The organism is Collinsella sp. D33t1_170424_A12 (genome assembly GCF_015554865.1).
Classification (GTDB): domain Bacteria; phylum Actinomycetota; class Coriobacteriia; order Coriobacteriales; family Coriobacteriaceae; genus Collinsella.
The window spans coordinates 1-8675 of record NZ_JADNJJ010000206.1; the positions used below are offsets into that span (position 1 = coordinate 1).

Annotated in this window: 9 protein-coding genes, 2 tRNA genes and 1 pseudogene; all 12 read left to right on the forward strand. The window is 61.0% G+C overall.

Annotated elements, in window-relative coordinates; translation table 11 throughout:
- Positions 1-2 precede the first annotated feature (2 nt).
- Positions 3-75: transfer RNA gene (locus I2E26_RS08530), tRNA-Ala, on the forward strand.
- Between the two features lie 144 nt (positions 76-219).
- Positions 220-294 (forward strand) — tRNA-Val (locus tag I2E26_RS08535).
- Between the two features lie 58 nt (positions 295-352).
- A pseudogene (abc-f, locus tag I2E26_RS08540) lies at positions 353-2356 on the forward strand (ribosomal protection-like ABC-F family protein).
- Positions 2343-2642 carry a hypothetical protein gene (locus I2E26_RS08545; protein WP_147588283.1) on the forward strand — a complete coding sequence of 100 codons (300 nt, stop codon included), beginning with the start codon at positions 2343-2345 and terminating at the stop codon, positions 2640-2642. The pseudogene abc-f and the gene I2E26_RS08545 overlap by 14 nt, the downstream one beginning before the upstream one ends.
- A 10-nt stretch (positions 2643-2652) precedes the next feature.
- Positions 2653-3333, forward strand: coding sequence for a site-2 protease family protein (locus I2E26_RS08550; protein ID WP_195420392.1), 681 nt, complete (start codon positions 2653-2655; stop codon positions 3331-3333).
- 54 nt (positions 3334-3387) lie between these two features.
- Positions 3388-4188, forward strand: coding sequence for a ScpA family protein (locus I2E26_RS08555; protein WP_195420393.1), 801 nt, complete (start codon positions 3388-3390; stop codon positions 4186-4188).
- A gap of 6 nt (positions 4189-4194) precedes the next feature.
- Positions 4195-4881, forward strand: coding sequence for an SMC-Scp complex subunit ScpB (scpB, locus tag I2E26_RS08560; RefSeq protein ID WP_195420394.1), 687 nt, complete (start codon positions 4195-4197; stop codon positions 4879-4881).
- Positions 4874-5671, forward strand: a complete 798-nt coding sequence (locus I2E26_RS08565; protein WP_195420395.1) for a pseudouridine synthase — start codon at positions 4874-4876, stop codon at positions 5669-5671. Before scpB ends, I2E26_RS08565 begins: the two co-directional genes overlap by 8 nt.
- Positions 5672-5705: 34 nt before the next feature.
- Positions 5706-6386, forward strand: coding sequence for a (d)CMP kinase (gene cmk / locus I2E26_RS08570; RefSeq protein ID WP_147588278.1), 681 nt, complete (start codon positions 5706-5708; stop codon positions 6384-6386).
- A complete protein-coding gene (locus I2E26_RS08575) occupies positions 6386-7111 on the forward strand; it encodes a 1-acyl-sn-glycerol-3-phosphate acyltransferase (protein WP_195420396.1) in 726 nt (241 codons plus the stop codon). The genes cmk and I2E26_RS08575 overlap by 1 nt, the downstream gene beginning before the upstream one ends.
- Before the next feature lie 2 nt (positions 7112-7113).
- Complete coding sequence (gene ispH / locus I2E26_RS08580) at positions 7114-7998, forward strand: 4-hydroxy-3-methylbut-2-enyl diphosphate reductase (protein ID WP_195420397.1); 885 nt, start codon at positions 7114-7116, stop codon at positions 7996-7998.
- A 2-nt stretch (positions 7999-8000) separates the two neighbouring features.
- Positions 8001-8675 (forward strand): PDZ domain-containing protein (locus I2E26_RS08585; RefSeq protein WP_370551478.1); only part of this gene is annotated, 675 nt, incomplete at its 3' end.

Here is an 8675-nt window from a genome sequence, read left to right on the forward strand (position 1 = left end):
ATGGGGGCGTAGCTCAGCTGGGAGAGCGCTTGACTGGCAGTCAAGAGGTCAGGGGTTCGATCCCCCTCGTCTCCACCTCATGTATTTTAGACCCCCGGTATTCCGGGGGTCTTTTTTTAGCCGTCGCTCGGAGTCACTCGACCGTGCGGAAATATTTTCAAAAAGACGCTTGCATCCTCTTCGAGCACCGTGTTATTATTCTCCTTGCTGAAAAGCAACGGGCGATTGGCTCAGGGGTAGAGCATATCCTTCACACGGATGGGGTCACAAGTTCGAATCTTGTATCGCCCACCATCGAATCTTAAGGACCTGGGTAACCGGGTTCTTTTTGTTATGAATGGGAGCAGTCGTCGTGATCCTTCTTGCCGACAAGATCGAAAAGAGCTTTGGTGCCCGCGTATTGTTTTCCGGTGCCACGCTTCAGGTGAACCCCGGTGAACGCTATGCCTTGGTTGGTCCGAACGGCGCCGGCAAGACCACGTTCCTCAAGATCGTCATGGGTCTCGAGTCGCCGGATGCCGGCACCGTGTCGTATGCGAAGGATGTCACGGTTGGCTATCTCGAGCAGGAGACCAAGCTCGCTTCCAATACATCGGTGATCGAAGAGGTTATGGCGTCCGCTGTCGAGATTCGCTCTATGGGCGAGCGCACCGAAGAGCTTCAGGTTATGATCGCGGAGGCGGGGGAGAACGACGACCTTGACGCGCTCCTCCTTGAATACGGTCGCGTTCAGGATCGCTTCGAGCATCTGGGCGGATACGAGCTCGAGAGCCATGCGCGCCAGATCCTCTCGGGACTGGGTTTCCGCGTTTCCGATTTCGATAAGCCATGTAGCGATTTTTCCGGTGGCTGGCAGATGCGAATCGCGCTCGCCAAGCTGTTTCTTCGCAAGCCCGATCTGCTGCTGTTGGACGAGCCCACCAACCACCTTGATCTTGAGAGCGTTCAATGGCTTCGCGGCTTTATCGCGAGCTACGAGGGCGCGGTCCTGCTTGTCAGCCACGACCGCGCATTCATGGACGCTTCCGTCGACCATGTAGCGGCGCTCGAGAACAGGCGCGTCACGGTCTATACCGGTAACTACAGCTCGTATCTCAAGCAGCGCGAAGACAATCTCGAGCAGATGCGCGCCAAACGCGCCGCCCAGGAGCGAGAAATCGCCCATATGCAGGTCTTTGTAGATAAGTTTCGCTACAAGCCCACGAAGGCGGCCCAGGCTCAGGAGCGTATGCGCAAGATCGAGCAGATTAAAAACGAGCTGGTCATACTCCCCGAAGGCCACAAGCATGTGGACTTCAAGTTTCCCGATCCTCCGCGCTCGGGTGACCTCGTGGCTTCTCTCGAGGGCGTAAGCAAATCGTACGGGGCCAAAGAGATCTACAGCGGTATCGACCTTAAGCTTTACCGAGGCGACCGTATCGCGCTCGTCGGTCCGAACGGCGCGGGTAAATCGACGTTGCTCAAGATTCTGGCCGGCGTCGAGCAGCCGTCGTCCGGCTCGCGAGAGCTGGGCCTGCATGTGGGCGTGGCCTATTATGCACAGCACCAGCTGGAATGACTGAAGGAATCGAATACCGTACTGCAGGAGATCGATTCGGTCGCTCCCGGTTGGACCGTGCCCCAGGAGCGAAGCCTGCTGGGCGCCTTCCTGTTCTCGGGCGATGACGTCGATAAGCGCGTCGGTGTTCTGTCGGGTGGCGAGCGCGCCCGACTGGCGCTGGCCAAGATGCTCGTAGCGCCCGAGGCCCTCCTATGCCTCGACGAGCCCACGAATCACCTTGATATCGATTCGGTCGATATGCTTGAAAACGCGCTCAAGCGTTTTCCCGGCACCATCGTGTTGATCAGCCATGACGAGCATCTTGTCCGGGCTGTTGCCAATCGCGTCGTTGATATCAGGGACGGCCACATGACCGTGATCGACGGCGATTACGACTACTACCTCTATAAGCGCGAAGACCTTGCCGCCCGAGCTGCGCTCGAGGCGTCGGCCGACGCCCCCTCGCGTCCCAAGCAGGCTGCGCCCACCGTTTCCGCCGCGACTCCTGTTCGCGAGGGCAAGAAGACAAAAGAGCAGCGTCGGGCCGAAGCCGACGCTCGTGCCGAGCTCAACCGTCGTCTTAAGAAAACGAAGACGCGCCTCAAGGAAGTCGACGCTGCCCTTGAGAAGCACCGCGCTCGTTATGACGAGCTCATGGAATTGATGGCATCCGAGGAGCTCTACGCCGACCAGGAGAAATTCAACACGGCCCTTGCGGAATATAACGAGTTGAAGAAGACCATCCCCGCGCTCGAGGACGAATGGCTCGAGCTGTCGACGACCATCGAGGAGGAAATGGAACGTGGACGCTCGTAGAGCCGGCGCCATTGCCTTGACCATCCTTGCGATCGCGCTTCGCATCTGCGCGTTCGCGCTCTGCTCCATCGTTGTCCTGCTGTGCTTCAGCGGGCTTTCCGCCCGCCTCAACATGGTTGGCTTCGTGGTCGATCTCTCGCGCCTGCTGCCCTCGTTCATCGCGGGTTACGGCGTGATAACCACCCCGTTTGGCGGCGTATTTCGGCTTGATTTCTCCCTTGTAGCCGTTGTGTTGTTCCTGCTCGATTACGCTTGCATGCGCGCCGCGCGCAAGCTTCGCTTCTGAAAGGTAGTAGATGGGACTCAAGATTAGCTCGCTGCTTATGAGCGCACTTGCCGTGATGCTCGGTATCGTCGTTCATGAAAGCGTGCATGCGCTCGCAGCCTACGCGCTGGGCGACAAGACCGCTCGCTCCCGCGGTCGAGTTTCGCTGAATCCTTTGCGCCACATCGACCCCTTTGGCACCATCTTGCTGCCGTTGCTGATGATCGCCGCCGGCGGCCCCGTGTTCGCGTTCGCAAAGCCGGTGCCGGTGTACCTCAATAATCTCAAGCATCCCAAACGGGACGAGGTCCTCGTTTCTATCGCGGGACCCGCGTCCAACATCATTCTTGCCTGCGTGGGCGCCGCGATTCTGTCCCTCGTCGCCTCGGAAGCAGTTGCCGTCGCTCTGCCCACGGCGGTGCTGAGCGCCCTCGTCGACTTCTCGTTCACGTTCATCTTCGTCAATCTCTCGCTTGCTTTCTTCAACCTCATCCCGTTGCCGCCGCTTGATGGCTCGTCCATCTTGGTGCCGTTCCTCAAGGGCGATGCGTTGCATGCGTATTACCGAATCCAGCAGTATGCGATGCCCATCCTGATCGTTGTTCTGTACCTGCTTCCCATGGTTACGGGTATCGACCTGATCGGTATGTATTTCGATGCCACTGTATATCCTCTGGGCGACGTCCTCGTGTCGCTGGCTCTCGGTCGGTAGTGCGCTAAACTACCTACGTATTTGTTCTTATTCGATCGCAAGAGGAGGCCGGCGTTGTCCTATCGAGTTTCCACGCAGGTCTACTCGGGGCCGTTCGATCTGCTGCTTCAGCTTGTAAGCAGGCAAAAAGTCGATATCGGATCGATCTCTATCGCCGAAGTGGCCGAACAGTATCTCGCCGAGGTCGAGCGACTGGAAGCCCTCGATCTCGATGTGGCCAGCGATTTTCTTCTCGTGGCCGCCACGCTGCTCGACATCAAGGCCGCTTCGCTTGTTCCGGATGAACCCGTCCGCTCGCGTTTGGACGAGGAGGAGCAGGAGGAGTTCGCCGAACTTGATGGCGATGCGCTGCGCGAAGTGCTTATCGCGCGCCTGATCGCCTACAAGCAGTTTAAGGGCGCGGCGGCGGCGCTCGGTGCGCGCATGGAGGCCGAAAGCCGCATGCATCCGCGCGTCGCCGGTCCCGACCCGGAGTTTCTCAACCTCATGCCCGATTATCTTGCTGGCATCACCCTGCGCGGCCTTGCGGTCATCTGCGCCGATATCGATGGCCGCCGCGAGAAGTTCCTGCTCGAGGCCGAGCACGTGGCGCCGCGGCGCATGCCCATCGAGCTCACCGTCGCCTCCGTAGACCGCGTTACCATCGCGCGACCCCATCTGACGTTTCGCGAGCTGCTCGATGGCCAGGCTACGACGGAGCAGCTCGTTGCCACGTTCCTTGCCATCCTCGAGCTTGCAAAGCGTGGCTCGGTCACGCTCGAGCAGGAGGAGAACTTCGGAACCATCTCCATTCATCGCGTTGCAGGGGCTGCGGAATACCGTCCCGGCGATGCGCTCGCCATCGAAGGGGAGTAACGCATTATGGCAGAATTGACGACGCTCGGACCCTCCTCGCTGAAGGGGGCTCTGGAAGCGCTGCTACTCGTTTCAAGCGACCCGGTAAGCGCGGCCACGCTGGCTTCCCATCTCGATGTCGCACCGGGCGAGGTCGCCTCGCTCCTGGCCGAGCTCCAGGTGGAATACGAAGAGGCCAATCGTGGATTTCAGCTGCGCGAGGTGGCTGGTGGTTGGCGGCTGTTCACGCATCCGGCCTTTCACGAGCAGGTCGAGTCCTATGTTCTCTCGTGGGACACCCAGAAGCTCAGTCAGGCCGCCCTGGAGACGCTTGCGGTGATCGCCTACCATCAACCCGTCACGCGCGAGGCGGTGAAGGGCATCCGCGGCGTCAACTCGGACGGCGTGATCTCCTCGCTTGTCGATAAAGGCCTTATCCGCGAGATGGGTCGTGACCCCGAACGTGGTCAGGCCATCCGTTACGGTACCACCACCGTGTTTCTCGAGAAGTTTGGCCTGCGCAGCGTGAAAGATCTGCCCGACCTCGAGCAGTTCGCCCCCGACGAGCAATCGCGTCAGTTTATTCGCGAGCGCCTGTCTGGTCGTTCGATTCAGTCGACGCTCGAGGAAACCGAAGAGGACTTGGAGGAAGAACGCGATCTGATCGACTCCTCCGATGAACTCGATGCACCTAGGGAGGATGCACATGAGTAGCCCCGCGTTTCGGCCTGATGAACGCCTCGTTCCCATGCGCCTGCAGCGGTTTCTCGCCCGCGCCGGCGTTGCGAGCCGTCGCGGGTCCGAGGACCTCATGACGGCCGGCAGGGTATGCGTCAACGGCATCGTCACCACCGAGCTCGGCAGCAAGGTCGACCCTGCATGCGACCGTGTTACGGTGGACGGCGTCCCCGTGGTCCTTGGCGCCGGTGCCACGTATATCATGCTCAATAAACCTGCCGGTTTCATTACCACGATGCGCGATCCGCATGGGCGGCCAACGGTTGCCGAGCTCGTTCCGACCAGGCGCTACCCCGGGCTTTTTCCCGTAGGGCGCTTGGACCTGGACACCACCGGATTGTTGCTCTTTACCACGGACGGTGACTTCGGTCAGGCCCTGCTCCATCCCTCGCATCATGTATGGAAGACGTATCTCGCGCTGGTCGACGGTATCCTGGAGGACGATGAGCTCGAGCCGCTGCGTCGCGGCATCGAGCTCGATGACGGCCTATGCCAGCCCGCGCGCTGCCGGCTTCTTACCAATCGCGAGATTCGCCAGGTCTATTCCGGTCGTCCGCCCGCATACACGACCTTCGTCGAGGTGAAGATTCGCGAAGGCAGGAAGAACCAGGTGAAACGCATGCTTTCGAAAATTCACCATCCTGTCCTGGAGCTGCACCGGACGCAGTTCGGTTCGCTGCGCCTCGACGATCTTCCCATGGGGGAATGGCGCGAGCTCGATTCCTCTGAAGTCGCGCTTCTCAAAGACGATGCAGGCATCTCCTAAGCCTGCCTTATACGACCGAAAGGACGCATCACCCATGATCGTTGCTATCGACGGCCCCGCCGGTTCGGGTAAATCAACTATCGCGCGCGAGCTCGCGCATCGACTCGACTTCGAGAAGCTTGATACAGGTGCCCTGTATCGGACCGTCGCGCTTTCATGTGTTCGCGACGGCATCGACCTTGAAGATGAGGCGGCGGTGTGCGCGCAGGCTCGTTCGGCTTGCATATCGTTTGACTCTTCCGGGGATGCGACGCGCATCTCGCTTGATGGCGACGATGTCAGCGAGGCCATCCGCACCCCGCAGATCGACCGCGTCGTTTCGAAGGCCTCGGCATATCCTGGCGTTCGCGAGGCCATGCTGCCTGTTCAGCGCAGCTTCGCCGAAGGCCGCAACGTTGTCGCCGAAGGACGTGATATCGGTACCGTCGTTTTCCCTAACGCCCAGGTTAAGGTCTTTCTCACCGCTGACCCGCGCGAACGCGCGCGCCGTCGCGTGCTGCAGCGTCATGAGGGCGAAGTCGTTTCCGCAGCTCAGGTCGAGTCCGAGGTAGATGAGACCCTTCGCGACCTCGAACGGCGCGATGCCCTTGATTCGACCCGCGAGACGGCACCTTTGCGTCCGGCCGACGACGCTGTGCATATTGACTCCTCGTCCTTCACGATCGAGGAGGTCGTGGCAGCCATCTCGCGCCTCATCGACGAGGAGGCAGAATAATGAAGGTGTTCGGAGGTGCTCCCGACGAGTACTACGAGTCAGATATGGCGGATTTTCCGCTGCCCGTCCGCATGCTATACGCGATCGCCCTGGCGGTCGTCTTTGCTTTCACCAAGATCATGTGGCGCTGGACGATGGCCGACGAGGGCCATCTTCAGCCTTCCGGGGATACCGGCCGCGTGATCATCTGCAATCACACGTCGATGGCCGAGGTCCCCGCGCTCGTAGCGTACCTTTGGTCGAAGGGCCATCGTGTCCGCCCGATCTTCAAGTCGGAGTTCAACGGCAACGGACTCGTTCGCTGGACGTTCGCCCGTGCCGGCGGCATTCCCGTCGAGCGCGGCACCGCCGACATGAAGAGCCTGCGTCGCGCGCAGCACGCCTTGCAGCGCGGCGAGGATATCCTGATCTTCCCCGAGGGCACGCGCGTGCGCTCTGACGATCAAGAGGTCCAGGTACACGGAGGCTTCGCACTGATCGCGCAGATGGGCAAGGCCGCTATCGCGCCGGTTGGCGTCTGCGGTTTTCGCGACGTCACGCCGGAGGGCAAGAAGCTCATGCGTCCCGTTACCTGCTGGATGAAAGCGGGGGCTCCGGTTTCGTTCGATGATGCCCCCGTCGAGCTTAAGCGCAAGGAGCGCGTGCAGTGGATCGAGGACGAGGCGGTTCGCCGTATGTACGCGCTTCGCGACGACCTTCGCCGCGAGCATCCGGGTAGGCGATAGCCATGGCGTCATCTCAGGTCGTGCGCATTCGCGTGGCCCAGCACGCCGGTGTGTGCTACGGCGTCGAGCGGGCCCTCAAGCTTACCATCGACGCTGCGAGCGCGGCGCGCCAGCCTGTTCGCACGCTGGGTCCGCTCATCCATAATCCGCGCGTCGTTGCCGAGCTATCGGCTGCAGGCGTCGGCACGGCAGGTTCCGTGGACGAGGCCGAAGCGGGGACGCTCGTCATTCGCGCCCACGGGGTCGTACCGCAGGCTATCGAATCGGCCAAGCATCACGGACTCGACGTGATCGATGCCACGTGCCCGTACGTCAAAAAGGTTCATCACGCTGCCGCCCGCCTCGCGGCCGACGGCTATCAGGTTATCGTTGTAGGGGAGAGCGGCCACCCCGAGGTCGAGGGCATCCTGGGCCATGCCGGCGACGGCGCCGTCGTCGTGTCAGGAATCGATGACCTGAACGATATCGTTCTTGGCAAGCGCGTAGGCGTTGTGGTGCAGACCACGCAAACCGATGAGCGACTGGGCCAGGTCGTGGCTTCGCTCGTTGCTCGCGTGGGCGAGATTCGCGTTATCAACACGATCTGCAAGGCCACGCACGAGCGACAGGAAAGCGCCGAGAGGCTCGCGTCGAGCGTCGACGCCATGGTCGTTATCGGCGGCAAGAACTCGGGCAACACGCGCCGCCTCGCTCAGATCTGCGCGGCCCAGTGTCCTTCCACCTACCACGTCGAGGATGCCGACGAACTCGATCCCATCTGGTTCCAAGATGTCCGCAACATCGGCCTTACCGCGGGTGCCTCCACGCCGCCTGCCCATATCCACCAGGTGATCGATCGCCTGGTGGCCTGTAATCCAGACTCTTCTGTTGAATGGAATCGTGACTGAGCATGACGAAACCGACCGTTCCCGCCTATGCCTCCACTCCCGCGAACTACGGGGCGAGGCGCGGGACCGTACCCGCCGAGGCGTTTCGCGGCGCGCTCGTTGTGGCGGTTCGCCCAGATTCGCCCGCATACGATGCCGGCATCGAGCCGGGTATGTACATTTCGCACGTGAACGACCAGTCGCTCACGGATATGATCGTCTGGCTATGGGAGGCTGACGAGGACGAGGTCGAGCTGACGGTGTTCGATCCGAGCGACGACACGTCAACGCCCTGCGTGCTGGAGCGTTTTTCCGGCGAGGACTGGGGCCTTACATTCAACGACGCCATCTTCGATGAGATGCGCACCTGCGTGAACGCGTGCGTGTTCTGCTTCATGCGGATGCTGCCCAAGGAGAGCCGCGATACGCTCACGATTCGCGACGACGATTACCGACTCTCGTTTCTGCAGGGCAACTTCGTAACGCTCACCAATATGAGCGACGGCGATGTCGAGGAGGTTATCGACAAGTTCCTCTCGCCCATGAACGTCTCCATCCACGCCGTGTCGCCCGACGTGCGGCGCAGCCTTATCGGCCGCAATGCCGGGCGCGGTATCGAGGTGCTCGAGCGCTTGATGGATGCGGGAATCGAGATTCACGCCCAGATCGTCTTGTGCCCGGGCCTCAATGATGGCGAC